Below are 14,845 nucleotides of genomic sequence, written 5' to 3' on the forward strand. Positions count from 1 at the left end.
TCAACCCTTACGCCACCGAGTGAGAGCTATGACACCCGGTCCGGGACAATGGTGCGGTGAAGTTCCTACTGCTGATCCACAACAATGCCGAAGCACTCGAAGGTCTGACCGAGGAGCAGCTGACCGAGATGTCCGGCGGGCGCGAACACGTCGCGGCGACCGCGCGAACGTTACTGGCCAGCGGCGAGCTTCTGTCGGTACTCGCCCTGAAGGAACCGGGCGAGACGAAGGACATCCAGGTCGTCGCCGGTACGCCGGTGATCTCGGACCGGCCACTGCTGGAGACGAAGGAGTACCTGGCCGGCGCGATGGTCCTCGACTGCGCCTCGATCGAGCGGGCCCTGGAGATCGTGACGCTGATCCCCCTGGTCAACTACCGCCGGGTCGAACTCCGCGAAATCCGCCTCGACGAACAGGCCTTCCTCGCCGAACTCGGCGAACAATGACCAATCCCCCACCCGAGACCGATCACCCGCCGCAGGATGATCGGCCGGCGGCAGGCGAGGTGGATGGGGCGGTTGAGGCTGCTATTCGGGGGGCAGCGCCGCGGGCGTTGGCGGCTTTGGTCCGGCGGTACGACGTGTTCGATCAGTGCGAGGACGCCGTCCAGGAAGCGCTGGTCGACGCGTTCGTGCGGTGGCGCGCGAACGGCGTACCCGAGCATCCCGTCGGGTGGCTGATCAGCGTCGCGTCGCGGCGGCTGATGGACGGCTGGCGGCGCGACAACGCCCGCCGGCAACGCGAATTCAACGACTTTCTGCGCGCGCCCGCGGACGAGTTCGATCCCGACGACTACCACGAGGACGCCGACGACACGATCCGGTTGCTCGTACTCTGCTGTCATCCGGCGCTCACCCCCGGCTCGCAGATCGCGCTGACGCTGCGTTCGGTCGGCGGCCTGACGACGGCCGAGGTCGCGGCCGCGCTGCTGGTCGGCGAGAGCACCGTCGCACAACGGATCAGCCGCGCCAAGCGCACCATCCAGGGCGAACGGTTCGAACTACCCACAGCAGACCAGTACTACGTCCGCCTGCGCGCCGTACTACACGTCCTCTACCTGATCTTCAACGAAGGCCACACCGCGAGCGCCGGTGAGGCACTGCAACGCGTGGACCTGGCCGAAGAAGCACTCCGCATCACCCGCCTGCTCCACCACGCCCTGACCAACTCCCCCAGCCCGCGCGGCCCGCACCCCTCCGGCACCGGGGGCAGCTCTGGTGGGTTTGGGGATGTCAGTGGATTGCTGGCGTTGATGGTGCTCACGCATGCGCGGCGGGATGCGCGGACCGGGGCGGGCGGGGACCTGATCCCGGCCGACCGCCAGGATCGGTCCCGGTGGTACGCGGACGAGATCGCCGAGGGGACCCGCCTGGTCGAGGACAGCTTGCGTACCGGCGCGGTCGGCCCGTACCAGTTGGAGGCCGCGATCGCCGCCGTACACAGCGAGGCAACCTCGGTCGAGTCAACCGACTGGCGCCAGATCGCCGGCCTGTACCGAATCCTCGAGCAGATCGACCCCAGCCCGATGGTCACGCTCGGCTCAGCCGTGGCGATCGCGATGACCGACGGGCCCGAGGCAGGCATCACGATCGTCGAAGGACTGGCCGGCGACCGGCATCTCGGCGACCACCACCGCCGCCTGGCCGTCCTCGCCCACCTGCACGAACTGGCCGGCCGCCCGCGGGTCGCGCGCGAGCACTACCTCGCCGCACTCGCGCGTACCCGCAACACCGCCGAACAGAACTACCTGCGCGACCGCATCGCCCACCTCAGCAAGTGACGCGGCCCACCGGCCCACTCCGGCCGCGGCGGCACACTCAGCGGCCCGCGGAACACGTGCCCCGGATCAACCGCCTGCTTCAGCGCGGCCAGCCGAGCCCGGTGCGGCTCCGGGTAACACGCGTCCAGATCGGCTTCGGTCGGGTCGGACAGGAAGTTCACGTACGCCCCGTTCGGCCGCAGGCCCCGCCAGAGTTCGGCGAAATCCTCCGGCTGTGAACCCTGCTGCTCCGGCGAACCCATCACCACCGAGTTCACCAGGAACCTCGCGTCCCGGTGCGCGAACGCCGTCGCGTCCGCCGGCATCGCCCCGAACGTACCGCCGAGCGCGCGAATCTCGATCGCCAGCCCCGGAATCCGCGGCCGCGCCGCCAGCAACGAACCGGTCAGCTCCGGCGTCATCGCGTCGAAGAACCCGTTCCGGATCTTCGGCCGCCACTCGGCCGGCATCGCCATGTCCGCGAACACCTCCGCGTACGGCACGTCCCGCACCTTGTCGGTCAGCAACGACCCGAGCTGCCGCAGCGGTTCGATGATCGCGTCCCGCCGGTCGGCGTCACCGGCAACGCAAACCGTCACCGCCACCGGTACCTGCCGATCCGCCATCATCGTCGGCGCCAACTGGAACGAGGAGGTCAGGTCATCCGGAGCATCAGCCGCGTACGCCGCCCATCCGGCCAAGACCTGCTCGGCCTGCGTCCACGGGTAGAGCAGGCTGCCGTAGTGCACGGTCGGTTGGCGTACGGCGCTGATGTCGTACGACGTGACCACACCGAGGCTGCCGGCGGCGCCGCGCAATCCCCAGAAAAGTTCAGGCGCGCTCGCGGCATCGACCCGGCGTACCGAACCGTCCGCGGTGACCACCTCGGCCGAGACCACGTTGTCGATCGCCAGACCGTGCTTACGCACCATCCACCCGATCCCACCGCCGGCCATCAACCCACCGACACCGACCGTCGCCGTATCCCCCGACGAGATCGCGAGCCCCACCCTGCTGAGCCGCGCGGCGACCTCACCCCAGGTGGCGCCGGTGCCGACACGAACGACATCATCCTGCAGCAGACGCACCTCGTTCATCGGGCGCACGTCGATCACCACGCCGCCCTCGTTCGTACCCAGCCCCGCCGCGTGATGCCCACCGCTCCGCACCGCGACCGGAAGATCCCGCGCCTCCGCATACCGCAGCGCGGCGACCACATCAGCCGCCCCCGTACACCGCACCACCACACTCGGGCGACCCGCCGCCATCATCACGCGCCCCGCTTCCAGGTGACCCACGTCCCCGTCCGCAAGCACCTCCCCCGCCACCGCCGTACGCAACCCCCGAAGCTCCTGACCCCCAGCAGCCACCACAGATTCCCGCATCATCCATTCCTCCATCCAGGCACCCCCACGAGCACCCACCCCAAGATCGAACCCACCCCCCTCCCCTCGACACCCTTCCCGCAACAAACTTCAGACACCCCCGCTGACGCCAAGCCAGCACCCAGTCAGACGTCCACCTCCCACCGCGCAACCCCCGCCGTGTATCTCCCGCCGAGCAACCGTCACCGCGCCGCCGCTGTGCAGCCGCCACCGTGCAGTTCCCGCCGTGCAGCTCCCGCCGCGCGAGAGCCGCCGTGCGAGAGCCGGCGCTCGGCGAAGAACTGGGTGCCAGGCCGAGGACCGCGTACCCAGCGAAGAACCGGGGGCTCGGCGGAGGAGCAGCCGAAACCTCCACTTGAATGGGCATCCCCGGAAGTGCAGGGTTGCCCCCTGGGAATTTCAGGGGGCAACCCACCATCCGAGCGGGCAAGGTGAGTAGGAGGACCGCGGGAGCGCGTGCGGTGTCGCGATCGGGCTGAGCGAGCGGACCGGTTCGCCGGACGCCTCAGGTGCTGGAGGAGCGGCGCCGAGTCAGTCCGATGCGCGGGGATGAACCACTGGTGGAGAAGTGCAGGTCCCGGTCGAACGACGGTTAGGTGACCAGGGCTGTCGGGTCAACTGACGCTTGGGGGCGCCGGGGATGTCAGATGTCAGGTTCCCGCCGACGGCTGGGTTGGGTGGAGATCTGTGGTACATGGGTGGACCAGGCGGTGGGCCAGCACCTAAAGCGGTGCCGGCCGCCGGGTGGTGCCGGCCGCCGGGTGGTGCCGGCCGCCGGGTGGTGCCGGCCGCCGGGTGGTGCCGGTCGCCGGGTGGTGCCGGTCGCCGGGGAGTGATGGGTGATGCAGTGGGGGACCGCGCGCCGGTTGCCAGACACCTGGTGGTGGGTATTCGCGATGCGTAGCCGGGGAAGTGCGTGCCCGGAGACGTGTACCCACCCGCGCGCACGCGAAGGTGCACCCGGTCACTCGTACCCGGTGGTGTACCCGGCCGCGCGTACGCGGTGGTGCGTGCCCGGCCGTGCGTACGCGGAGGTGTACCCGGCCGCGCATACCCGGTCGTGCGTACGCGGCGGTGTGCCAGGTCGCGCGTACCCGGTGCTGCGTGCCCGGTCGCACCTACCCAGTGCTGCGTACCCGGTCGTGGGGTTACGAGCGGACGGTGGTTACCAGGTGGTTGGTGATTTCTTGGAGGGGGACGTCGGTGCGGGTGCCGGTGCGGCGGTCTTTTACTTCGATTGTGCCTTCGGCGAGGCCCTTGCCTACTACGGCGATGGTGGGGATGCCTAGTAGTTCGGCGTCCTTGAACTTGACGCCTGGGGAGACCTTTTCGCGGTCGTCGTAGATGACGGACAGGCCGTGGGACTCCAGGTCGGCGGCCAGTTCGGCGGCCTTGGTGAAGACCTCGGGGTCCTTGCCGGTGGCAACCAGGTGTACGTCGGCGGGGGCGATTTCGCGGGGCCAGACCAGGCCGAGTTCGTCGTGGTTGCCTTCGGCGATGGCGGCGACCGCGCGGGTGACGCCGACGCCGTACGAGCCCATGGTGACCGTGACCAGCTTGCCGTTCTGATCAAGAACCTTCAGGTCCAGGGCGTCCGCGTACTTCCGGCCGAGCTGGAAGATGTGGCCCATCTCGATCCCGCGGGCGGTCTCCAGTACGCCGGAACCGTCGGGTGCCTGATCGCCGTCGCGTACCTCGGCTGCCTGGATCGTGCCGTCGGCCGTGAAGTCACGCCCGTGCACCAGGTTGATCACGTGGAAGCCGGGCTTGTTCGCGCCGGTCACCCACGCGGAGCCCTCGGCCACTCGCGGGTCCAGCAGGTACCGGATGCCGGACGTGTTGTCCTTGCCGAGCACGCCCGGGCCGATGTAGCCCTTCGCCAGTGTCGGGTGCTTCTCGAAGTCCGCCTCGTCGAACGCGACCACCTCGGCCGGCTCGACCTGAGCGCCGAGGCGCTTCTCGTCGATCGCCCGGTCCCCCGGTACGCCGATCGCGAGCGGCTCGCGGGTGCCGTCCGGGTGCAACAGCATCACGAGCACGTTCTTCAGCGTGTCCGCGCCGGTCCAGTCCCGGCCGTCGGTCCGCGCGTGCTTCGCGTTCAGCGTGTCCACCAGCGTGTCGATGGTCGGCGTGTCCGGCGTGTCCACGACCTCCGCGGCCGGCACGGCGGAGGCATCCACCGGCGCGGACTGCGGCACCACGACCGCCTCCACGTTCGCCGCGTACCCGCCCGGCGAACGGACGAAGGTGTCCTCACCGTTCTCGGCGATCGCCAGGAACTCCTCCGATCGCGACCCGCCCATCGCGCCGGACATCGCCTGCACGATCACGTAGTCGAAGCCGAGCCGGTCGAAGATCTTCACGTACGCGGCCCGGTGCGCCTCGTACGACGCCGCGAGCCCTTCGTCGTCGACGTCGAACGAGTACGAGTCCTTCATCACGAACTCACGCCCACGCAGCACGCCGGCCCGCGGCCGCGCCTCGTCGCGGTACTTGTTCTGGATCTGGTAGATCGACAGCGGCAGGTCCTTGTACGACGAGTACAGGTCCTTCACCACCAGGGTGAACATCTCCTCGTGCGTCGGGCCGAGCAGCATGTCCGCGCCCTTGCGGTCCTTGAGCCGGAAGATGTTCGGCCCGTACTCGGTCCAGCGGCCGGTCGCCTCGTACGGTTCGCGCGGCAGCAGCGCCGGGAACACCAGCTCCTGCGCGCCGATCGCGTCCATCTCTTCCCGGACGATCCGCTCGACGTTGCGCAGCACGCGCAAACCGAGCGGCAACCAGGTGTAGACACCGGGTGCGGCCCGGCGGATGTAGCCGGCGCGGACGAGCAGCTTGTGGCTCGGGACCTCCGCGTCCGCCGGGTCCTCGCGAAGGGTGCGGAGGAACAACGACGACATACGCAGAATCACGGGAATCTCCAGGCGTGCGGAAAGGGCAAAATCAATGGACGTCAGAGAGAATATCCGTCCGGTGGCAATGGTCTCACGTTATCCACAGGCCAACTGCTACCGGCCCGGCTCAGAACAGGATCGTCGCGAACGTCTCCACGGTCCGGAACCCGACCCGTTCGTACGCGGCCCGCGCGGGCAGGTTGAACGCGTTCACGTAGAGCGTCACCACCGGCGCGATCTGCCGGGCCAGCTCCACCACGGCCGCCATCCCCGGCGCCGCCAGCCCGCGCCCGCGGTACGCCGGATCGACCCAGACGCCCTGGATCTGGCACACCCCGGTCCCGACCGAGCCGACTTCCGCCTTGAACACGACCCGCCCGTCCTCGATCCGCGCGAACGCCCGCCCGGCCCGGATCAGCTCCGCCACCCGCGACCGGTAGAAGGTCCCGTCCGGCCCGGTCTGCGGCGGTACGCCGACCTCCTCCGTGTACATGGCGACGCACGCCGGGTAGAGAATCGGCAGCTCGACCGGCTCGACCGCCCGGACCAGCGGATCCGGAGTGATCCGCGGCAGCCCTTCGATCACCATGAACGGCTGGTCGTCGCGCACCTCGCGCGCCGGGCCCCACTGCGGCTCGAGGATCTGCCACAGCTGCTCGACCGCGCGGGCCTGGCCGAGGATCTGGAAACAGTTCCGCCCACGGCGCAGCGCGTACGCGGCGAACGCCCGGAGCGCGGCGTCGCCGGCGCCGACCGGCACCATGTTGCCGCCCGCGTGGCAGAGCGCCTCCAGCGCGCCCTTCTCGACGTATCCCCAGACCTCGGCGCCGCGCCGCGGGTCGAGTCCGGACGCCTGCACCAGGCTGTCGACGAACACGTTGACCACCGGATCGCGAGCGATGACCGCGCGCGCCGCCGCGAGGTCGCGAGGACCGAGAACCCGTACGCCCACGCGCAGAACCTAGCGGATGTTTGCCCACTCCTGGTAAAGCAGGGCCGGTCAGGCGAGCTCGGGCGCGTGACCGGCCGCGATCCGGCGCAGCGGTGACGTCCACGCGAGTACGACCCCGGCGAAGCAGCACAGCCCCATCAGCACCATTCCGGTCCGCGGTCCGTACGCGGTGCCGAGTACGCCGCCCAGAACCGCGCCGAGCGTCGAGCCGATGCCCCAGGACAGCATCCGGCCGGCTGTGTTGACCCGGCCGAGGAGGTGCTCAGGCGTCACCTGCTGGCGGTACGAGATCGCGTTGACGACCACCATCACGTACGCCGAGCCCCACACGAGCAGTGCGAGCGCGGCGATCGTCCAGTGCGGTGCCAGTGGTGTGAGTACGCCTAGCAGAGCCGACATGGGCAGTGCGTACAGGGTGATTGCCGCGGGCGACATGCGTTTCAGTAGTCGCGGCAGGCTCAGTGCGGCGATCAGACCGCCGATCCCCCACGTACCCCAGACCAGTCCGAAGCGCAGCCCGGACGTACCGACGTGGAGCACGCGGTCGCACCAGACCACGATCAGCGCCATGAAGCCACCGCCGGTGAACGACTGCACGCCGCCGACGATCGTCATCGTGCGTACGCCCGCGTGGTGCACCAGATAGTTGATGCCATCGCCGATGTCGCGCAGTACTACCTTGAGCCGCAACGGCGGTCTGCCGTCGCGGGTCTCCGACAGCGCCCTGACAATCCCACGGACAGCAAACGCCGACGCGGCGAAGCTGAGCGCGTCCAGAGTGAGCAGACTGGCCGGATCGAGTGCCGCCAACAGCAGGCCTGTCAGTGGTGGTACGAACAGCTCGATCAGACTGGACGCTGTCCAGACCGCCGAGTTGGCCTGGGCGACACGGGCGCGGCCGACTAGCACTGGCAAGGCACCGAAGTTCGCACCGTCGAAGAACGTGTAGACGGCTTGTACGGTGAATGCGACTACTAGTACGTGTGCGACCGTCAGTACGCCGAGGAGATGCGCTACTGGCACCGATCCGACTAATACGGCGTTCACAGTGTCCGCGGCGACCATGACGCGCCGCCTGTTCCACCGATCCGCCAGGGCGCCCGCGAACAGACCGGCGACCAGGTACGGCGCAGACTCCAGCGCTGTGACCACTGCAGTCAGAACAGTCGACCCGCTAAGCCGGTACACCAGCACGGGCAGCGCGATCGCTGTCACCATCGATCCGGTTACCGACAGGGCACGGGCCAGCCAGTACCGCCGGAAGTCCGGATCGTCACGCAGCCGGTCGGCCGCCACCACAGTCATGGGCGGAATCCTGCAACTTCATCACCTGTTGAGGTCAAGGCTCATCCAGGTCACATCCTCGCCGAGATCACGGTGCGGCGTACGGCGTGGGGTTCCGAAGCCCCGCGAACGGTAGAACGCGATTGCCTTCTCGTTGGTGACCAGAACGTTCAGGAGCAGCTCCGGAGTACCGTCCGGGAGCGCTGCGATGGCGGCGTTGAGCAGTGCCTTGCCAGCGCCGGCCTTCTGGTGAGTGGGTAGTACATACAGCTTCCACATCACCCAGAAGTCGTCCTGCTTGCCCAGACCGACCATGCCGACCACCTGCGTGCCGTCGGTGGCGACCAGGGTGATGCCGTTGGTGATGCCGCGTTCGACTGCCTCTGGTGACCACCACTTGGCCAGGCCGTCGGTGATGAACTCGTCCGGTACCAGTCCGGCGTACGCGGCCGGCCAGGTGGTCAGACCGATACGCCGGACCGCTTCGGCGTCGGAGAGCGTGGCAGGGCGTACGGCGATCATCCGCGCACCACCACGAGCTGACCGTCCGGGTCGGTGATCTGGAGGGTGTTGTCCAACCGGGTCACTTGCAGGTCAGTGAGCCTGTTGTGTACCTCAGTCAGGTCCTCTGTGGTCGTGAGCTCCAGCCCAACCGCGAACGGCTCGTCAGGCGAGCTGAACCGAAGAGGTAGCTCGATGCCAAGTCCATGCAGGAAGCGGCGCCAGGCCGGCTCCTCCGCTCCGGTCAGTGCTGGTGTGACCGACCAACGCTCGTCCGGGCGTACGTCGTGCACTTTGTAGCCGTACAGGTCATCGGATCGTTCGTCGACCCAGATCACTACGCCGTCCGGTGCGGTCACGGACAACACCCGCCCGTACGCCTCGTCGAACACGGTCACGTCGACGAACCCCACCTGTTCGAGACGGTCCTTCACCTCGTCCAGCTTGTCCGCTTCGAACGACAGCGTCGTCTGACCGGGACGCCCGCCGGTCGAGCTCGTGGCCGCGTCATGCAGCGCGACCATGCCGTGACCGGCCAGCATGTCGACCCAGCCGCCCCGCTCCGACTCGATCCGCGACCGCAACCCCAGCCGCTCCAGGAACCCGCGCATCGCGTCCACGTCGGTCGTGAACCGCAACGGCCTGATCACCACGTTCATCCGCGGGCCTCCCCATGGTTGTCCAGGTACTCCGACAGCGCCTGCTCGACCAGCGCGGACAGACTCGCCCCGTCGTCGATCGCCTTGTGCTTCACCCGCCGCACCAACTCCGCCGGCAAGTACACGTTGAACTGCACCTTCTTCCCTGCATCGTCCACCATGGCTATATTGCTAGCATCCTAGATAGCCAAGAGTCAACGACTGGACCAGCTTGTCGGGTAGGACTGGAGTTGGCCTAGGTGGGTTTCAGGATGGGTTCATGTCGTTGTCGATGGCAACGAGCAGCGGTTCCGGTCGTACGCGAGCACGCAGCCGGCGTCCGCGAGTGAAATGCGGAACGCCGGCCGCTGGACGAACAATCAGGAGCTGCCGGGCTACACCGCCGCGAGTAGGGCGTCGTCGAGTTCCTTGAGCAGTCTGGCCTTGGGGCGGGCGCCGACTACTGCCCAGATCATTTCGCCGTGGTGGAACAGGATCAGGGTGGGCATCGCCATCACCCGGTAGCGGGCGGCGATCGCCGGGTGTTCGTCGGCGTTCAGCTTCACCACCGTGAGCTGGTCGTTGCGCTCGGCACCGATCTGGGCGAGTACGGGGGCGATCTGGTGGCACGGCGGGCACCACTCGGCCCAGAAGTCCACCAGTACGGGCTTGTCCGAGCGCAGCACCACCTCGTCGAAGGTGGCTTCGTCGACGGCGCGCAGGTCAGTCATGGTTGGTTCTCCTCCAGCTCTCGGCATCGGTCAGGAGGTCGGTCAGCCGCGATCGCAGCGCGGTCAGCTCCGCGATCCGATCGTCCACTTCGGCGATCCGGGTCCGGTACGCGGTCAGGGACGCCGGGCAGACGTCCGCGCGGTCGTTGCCGGCGCGCAGACATTCGATGAACGGGTACGTCTGCTCAGCCGTCAGTCCGAGGCTCAGCAGCGCTTTCACCTCGCGTACGACCAGCACGTCGTCCGACTCGTACGCCCGGTACCCGTTGGACTCCCGCCGGGGTTTGAGCAGCCCCTGCGACTCGTAGTACCGCACCGCTTTGACCGTCACACCGGCCGCCGCCGCCAGATCGCTGATCCGCATCACGCCTCCTTCACCCCGACGCTAAACCTTGCCCTCAGGGTCAAGGTCAAGCCAGGATACGGCCACTCAGCGGAGATAGTCGGTGAGCCACTCCCCCAGCACCTTCGCGCTGGCGTCGACCTGACCGGGCCAGTCCAGCGCGGATTCGTCCGCGGTGTCGGACACATGTTTGATCACTCGCACCGGTACGCCATGCTCGCGGCAGGCGTACACGACCGCGTACGCCTCCATGTCGACGAGATGCGCCCGCTCCGCGAGACGCGCCCGTACCACCGGGTCCGTGACGAACACATCACCCGACGCCAGCACCGTGCCGTCACCACCGTCGACCGGCAACTCGTCCCGCGGATCAAGACCGATCGCACGAAGCGCGTCGCCGTTCACGTCGTGGTTGATCACGGTGCTCGGAAAGTACAACCCAGCCAGCCCGTCACGCAGCGCACCGGTGGTACCGACGTTCAGTACCACCAGCCCCGCGGTGTCCCGCCCCGCCAACGCCCGACTGACCGCCACCGCGGCCGCCGTCTTCCCAACCCCGGTAACCACAACCGGCACCCCCACCGGCACATACCGAGACTCCCCAGCAACAGCACTGATCACCAAGTACTCAGGCACCTGTGTGGGTCAGCTGACTGTAACGGTGGGCTGGCCGGGGTCTGTGGTCTCCATCTTCTCGGCGATGCGCATCGCTTCTTCGATCAGGGTTTCGACGATGGCGGATTCCGGGACCGTCTTGATCACCTCGCCCTTGACGAAGATCTGGCCCTTGCCGTTGCCGGAGGCGACGCCGAGGTCGGCTTCGCGGGCTTCGCCGGGGCCGTTCACGACGCAGCCCATGACGGCGACGCGGAGTGGGACCTCCATGCCCTCGAGGCCGGCGGTGACCTGCTCGGCGAGCGTGTACACGTCCACCTGGGCGCGGCCGCAGGACGGGCAGGAGACGATTTCGAGCTTGCGTTCGCGCAGGTTCAGCGACTGCAGGATCTGCAGGCCGACCTTGACCTCCTCGACCGGCGGCGCGGACAGCGAGACCCGGATGGTGTCGCCGATCCCCCGCGACAGCAGCGCGCCGAACGCGACCGACGACTTGATCGTGCCCTGGAACGCGGGCCCGGCCTCGGTGACGCCGAGGTGCAGCGGCCAGTCGCCGCGCTCGGCCAGCATCTCGTACGCCTGCACCATCACGACCGGGTCGTTGTGCTTGACCGAGATCTTGAAGTCGTGGAAGTCGTGCTCCTCGAACAGCGACGCCTCCCAGACAGCGGACTCGACCAGCGCCTCCGGCGTCGCCTTGCCGTACTTCTCCAGCAGCCGCTTGTCCAGCGATCCCGCGTTGACACCGATCCGCAGCGACGTACCGTGGTCCTTCGCCGCCTGGGCGATCTCCTTGACCTGGTCGTCGAACTTGCGGATGTTCCCCGGGTTCACGCGGACGGCGGCACAACCGGCCTCGATCGCGGCGAACACGTACCCGGGCTGGAAGTGAATGTCCGCGATCACCGGAATCTGCGAATGCTGCGCGATCTCGGCCAGCGCGTCGGCGTCCTCCTGGCGCGGGCAGGCGACCCGGACGATGTCGCACCCGGCGGCGGTCAGCTCGGCGATCTGCTGCAGCGTCTTGTTGACGTCGTTCGTCGGAGTGGTCGTCATCGACTGTACCGAGACCGGCGCGTCGCCGCCGACCAGCACGCTGCCGACCTTGATCTGGCGGGTCTTGCGGCGCGGCGCGAGGGTCGGAGGCGGCAGCGCGGGCATGCCCAGGTTGATGCTCATGTGTCCTTACCAGTGAGAGGTGAGAGGTCAGCCGTTGAAGAGTTTGATCGGGTTCACGATGTCGGCGATGACGAGCAGTACGCCCATCACCACGATCACGCTGGCCGCCACGTACGCGATCGGGAGCAGCTTGGCGACGTCGACGTACCCGGGGTCCGGCCGGCGGAACAACCGGGCCAGCCCGCGCCGGACGCCCTCCCAGATCGCGCCGATCATGTGCCCGCCGTCCAGCGGCAGCAGCGGGATGAAGTTGAACAGGGCAAGGAACAGGTTCAGCGCGGCGAGCAGGGAGACCAGCGCGGCGCCCTTCTGGGCGGTGGTCATGCTGCTGGACGCGACCTCACCGGCCACCCGGCTGGCGCCGACGATGCTCATCGGGCTGTCCTGGTCGCGCTTGCCGCCGACGATCGACTTCGCCACCCCGACCAGCTTCTCGGGGAACTTCCCGAGCGCCTGCACGGTGCCGACGGTCAGCTTGCCCATCTGGTTGACGACGAAGCCGAAGTCCTGCCGGACCACCTTCTCGGTCGGCGAGATGCCGAGGAAGCCGACCGACACCAGCTTGTCCGAGGTGGCGCTCTCCTGGACCTGGTTGACGATCGTGTGCGTGGTCAGCGTCTTCTGAGCGCCGTTGCGCTCGACAACGATCGTGGCGGGCTTGTCGGTGTTGGCCCGGATCAGCGGGGTGAGCTGGTCCCAGCTGGTGATCCGCGTCCCGTTGAAGGAGAGGATCTTGTCGCCGACCTGGAAGCCGGCCTCCTTGGCCGGCGACAGCTTGTCGGTGTCGGTGCACTTCCGGTTCGCCGACGCCTGACTGGCCGGGACGACGCAGTCGGTGACGGTGCTGACGGTGGTCTGCGCGACCGGCGTCCCGTACATCATGTAGAGGCCGCCGAACAGGACGAACGCGATCACCACGTTCACCAGCGGGCCGGACGCCATCACGATCAGCTTCTTCCACCATGCCTTCTGGTAGAAGAGCCGGCCTTCGTCCTCGGCCGAGATCGTCTCGTACTCGGCGGAGCGGGCGTTCTCGATCATCGACTGGATCGGGCCGGTGTTGGCCTTCCGGATCTTGCTCGGGTCCTGCCCCTTGGCCGGCGGCATCATGCCGACGATCCGGACGAACCCACCGGCCGGGATCGCCTTCAGCCCGTACTCGGTCTCGCCGCGCTTGATCGACCAGACGGTCCGGCCGAATCCGGCGAAGAACTGCGTGACCTTCATCCCGAACGCCTTCGCCGGGAGCATGTGGCCGAGCTCGTGCAACGAGACCGAGATCAGCACCCCGGCGACGAAGAGCACGATGCCGACGATGGTGAGAAGCACGCTCATGCTCGCTGGTTCTCCTGGCTGCTGTCGGTGGTGTCGGTGAGCTCGTGGGCCCGGCGCCGGGCCCACGCGTCCGCGGCGAGCACGTCGTCGACGGACAGTTCCACATACGAGGGTACGTCGTGCTCGGTCACCACCTGGGCAACCGTGTCGACGATCGCCAGGAACGGCAGCCGACCGTCCCGGAACGCCTGCACGCAGACCTCGTTCGCCGCGTTGAACACGGCCGGCGCGGTGCCGCCGCGGGTACCCGCCGCGCGGGCCAGCCCGACCGCCGGGAACTCCGCGTCGTCGACCGGCTGGAACGTCCAGTTGCTCGCCGCGGACCAGTCCCACGGCGGCGACGCGTCCGCTATCCGGTCGGGCCAGCCGAGCGCGAGCGCGATCGGCACGGTCATCGTCGGTACGCCGACCTGCGCGATCGTGGCTCCGTCATGGAACTCGACCATCGAGTGGATCGCCTGCTGCCGGTGGATCACCACGTCGATGCGGTCCATCGGAATCCCGAACAGCAGGTGTGCCTCGATCAGCTCCAGGCCCTTGTTCACGAGCGTGGCGGAGTTGATCGTGACCACCGGACCCATCGCGAAGTTCGGGTGCGCCAGCGCCTGCTCGACGGTCACGTTCTCGAGCTCGGTGCGCGAGCGGCCGAGGAACGGGCCGCCACTCGCGGTGAGCAGGAGCTTACGGACCTCGTCCGGCGCGCCGCCGCGCAGGCACTGGGCGATCGCGCTGTGCTCGGAGTCGACCGCGACGATCTGGCCCGGCTTGGCCCGGCGGGTGACGATCGGGCCGCCGATCACCAGCGACTCCTTGTTCGCCAGCGCGAGCGTGTTCCCGGCGTCGAGCGCGGCCAGCGTCGCGTGCAGGCCGACCGAACCGTTGATGCCGTTCAGTACGACGTCGCACGGCATCGCCGCCAACTCGCTGGACGCGTCCGGCCCGGTGACGATCTTGGGTATCCGGAACTCGCCCTGCGCGTACCCCTTGCGCTGCGCCTCCGCGTAGAACGCCAGCTGCAGGTCCTGCGTCACCGTCGCCTTCGCCACCGCGACGACCTCGACCCCGAACTCCAGCGCCTGCGCCGCCAGCAGCCCGACGTTGTCGCCACCGGCGGACAGCGCGAGGACGTGGAAGCGGTCCCGGTTACGCCCGATGAGCTCGAGCGCCGTGGTACCGATCGAGCCGGTCGAACCGAGAATGACGACACTTCGGGAGTTCACGGCGCCATT

Annotated in this window: 15 protein-coding genes; 2 read left to right on the plus strand and 13 right to left on the minus strand. The window is 68.3% G+C overall.

All coding sequences use genetic code 11. From position 1 onward, the window contains the following. Positions 1-56 precede the first annotated feature (56 nt). Both HDA44_RS11165 and HDA44_RS11170 read left to right on the plus strand, forming a co-directional pair. On the plus strand, positions 57-446 hold the full coding sequence (locus HDA44_RS11165; protein WP_184833549.1) for a YciI family protein: 390 nt from the start codon (positions 57-59) through the stop codon (positions 444-446). Positions 447-553: 107 nt separating this feature from the next. Continuing rightward, entirely contained in the window at positions 554-1,780 is a 1,227-nt protein-coding gene (locus HDA44_RS11170) for an RNA polymerase sigma factor (protein WP_238352412.1), read from the plus strand. Here the strand turns inward: HDA44_RS11170 and HDA44_RS11175 are convergent. The 13 genes from HDA44_RS11175 to dxr all read right to left on the minus strand — a co-directional run bounded on the left by HDA44_RS11175 (position 1,744) and on the right by dxr (position 14,836). Next, positions 1,744-3,147 (minus strand): FAD-binding oxidoreductase, encoded by a 1,404-nt coding sequence (locus HDA44_RS11175; protein ID WP_184833553.1) that lies wholly within the window; start codon positions 3,145-3,147, stop codon positions 1,744-1,746. The genes HDA44_RS11170 and HDA44_RS11175 overlap by 37 nt on opposite strands. A gap of 1,145 nt (positions 3,148-4,292) precedes the next feature. After that, complete coding sequence (locus HDA44_RS11180) at positions 4,293-6,056, minus strand: proline--tRNA ligase (protein ID WP_184833555.1); 1,764 nt, start codon at positions 6,054-6,056, stop codon at positions 4,293-4,295. A 109-nt stretch (positions 6,057-6,165) separates the two neighbouring features. Then, complete coding sequence (locus tag HDA44_RS11185; protein ID WP_184833556.1) at positions 6,166-6,990, minus strand: GNAT family N-acetyltransferase; 825 nt, start codon at positions 6,988-6,990, stop codon at positions 6,166-6,168. Positions 6,991-7,038: 48 nt separating this feature from the next. After that, positions 7,039-8,295: an MFS transporter gene (locus tag HDA44_RS11190; protein ID WP_184833557.1), complete on the minus strand. Its 1,257-nt coding sequence runs from the start codon at positions 8,293-8,295 to the stop codon at positions 7,039-7,041. 21 nt (positions 8,296-8,316) lie between these two features. Then, on the minus strand, positions 8,317-8,796 hold the full coding sequence (locus HDA44_RS11195; protein WP_184833558.1) for a GNAT family N-acetyltransferase: 480 nt from the start codon (positions 8,794-8,796) through the stop codon (positions 8,317-8,319). Beyond that, a complete protein-coding gene (locus tag HDA44_RS11200; protein WP_184833559.1) occupies positions 8,793-9,434 on the minus strand; it encodes a VOC family protein in 642 nt (213 codons plus the stop codon). The genes HDA44_RS11195 and HDA44_RS11200 overlap by 4 nt, the downstream gene beginning before the upstream one ends. Further along, the gene (locus HDA44_RS11205) at positions 9,431-9,595 is read right to left on the minus strand and encodes a ribbon-helix-helix domain-containing protein (protein WP_184833560.1); all 165 of its coding nucleotides are present in this window, start codon (positions 9,593-9,595) and stop codon (positions 9,431-9,433) included. The genes HDA44_RS11200 and HDA44_RS11205 overlap by 4 nt, the downstream gene beginning before the upstream one ends. Before the next feature lie 213 nt (positions 9,596-9,808). Further along, on the minus strand, positions 9,809-10,144 hold the full coding sequence (trxA, locus tag HDA44_RS11210) for a thioredoxin (RefSeq protein WP_184833561.1): 336 nt from the start codon (positions 10,142-10,144) through the stop codon (positions 9,809-9,811). Further along, on the minus strand, positions 10,137-10,508 hold the full coding sequence (locus HDA44_RS11215) for a MerR family transcriptional regulator (RefSeq protein WP_184833563.1): 372 nt from the start codon (positions 10,506-10,508) through the stop codon (positions 10,137-10,139). Before HDA44_RS11215 ends, trxA begins: the two co-directional genes overlap by 8 nt. Positions 10,509-10,574: 66 nt before the next feature. After that, positions 10,575-11,123, minus strand: a complete 549-nt coding sequence (locus tag HDA44_RS11220; protein WP_184833565.1) for a nucleosidase — start codon at positions 11,121-11,123, stop codon at positions 10,575-10,577. Positions 11,124-11,132: 9 nt separating this feature from the next. Next, positions 11,133-12,281: a flavodoxin-dependent (E)-4-hydroxy-3-methylbut-2-enyl-diphosphate synthase gene (ispG, locus tag HDA44_RS11225; protein ID WP_184833567.1), complete on the minus strand. Its 1,149-nt coding sequence runs from the start codon at positions 12,279-12,281 to the stop codon at positions 11,133-11,135. Between the two features lie 27 nt (positions 12,282-12,308). Continuing rightward, entirely contained in the window at positions 12,309-13,616 is a 1,308-nt protein-coding gene (locus HDA44_RS11230; protein WP_184833569.1) for a M50 family metallopeptidase, read from the minus strand. Beyond that, a complete protein-coding gene (gene dxr / locus HDA44_RS11235; protein ID WP_184833571.1) occupies positions 13,613-14,836 on the minus strand; it encodes a 1-deoxy-D-xylulose-5-phosphate reductoisomerase in 1,224 nt (407 codons plus the stop codon). The genes HDA44_RS11230 and dxr overlap by 4 nt, the downstream gene beginning before the upstream one ends. Positions 14,837-14,845 lie beyond the last annotated feature (9 nt).

This window comes from Kribbella solani (assembly GCF_014205295.1).
GTDB classification, from domain to species: Bacteria; Actinomycetota; Actinomycetes; order Propionibacteriales; family Kribbellaceae; genus Kribbella; species Kribbella solani.